At 54.3% G+C, this 501-nt stretch carries 1 pseudogene; it reads right to left on the reverse strand.

Annotated elements, in window-relative coordinates:
• Nucleotides 1-501, reverse strand: a pseudogene (locus tag KW825_RS20270) (hypothetical protein); the annotation flags it as partial.

Consider the following 501-nt stretch of genomic DNA (forward strand, 5'->3'; position numbering starts at 1 on the left):
TCACTGGAGTTGGCCTTGGCCAGCTCGGCGAAGTCTTCACCGCCCTTTTCCTTTTCCCGCAACTCGTCCGCCTTCTTCTCTTCGTCCTTCTCGTCCTTGCCCCCCTTGCTCCGTATATTCTCCCCCTTTCTCCTCTCTTCCCTCTTTCCCCTTTCCTTTTTCTTCTCTTCTTCCTCCTTTTCCTCCTTCTCTTTTCCCTTTCTCTCTTTCCCCCTTTTTTCTTCCTCCCTCCTCCTTTCTCCTTCCCCCCCTCTCCCTCCTTCTTCCTTTTCTCTTCTTTTCTCCCTCTCTCCTTCCCCCTCCCCCTCCCCTTTCTTTTTTTCCTTCCCCCCTTTTCTCCCTCTTTCCCCCCTTTTTCCTTCCCTTCTTTCCCCTTCTTCCTTTTCTTTCCTCTTCCTCCCCCCCTTCCCCTCCCCCCTTTCCTCTCCCTCCTCCTTCCTTCCCTCCCTCTTCTTTCTCCCCTTCCCCTTCTTTTCTCCTCCCCCCCCTCCCTTTCTCCTC

Source organism: Aeromonas sp. sif2433 (assembly GCF_019218705.1).
GTDB lineage: Bacteria > Pseudomonadota > Gammaproteobacteria > Enterobacterales > Aeromonadaceae > Aeromonas > Aeromonas encheleia.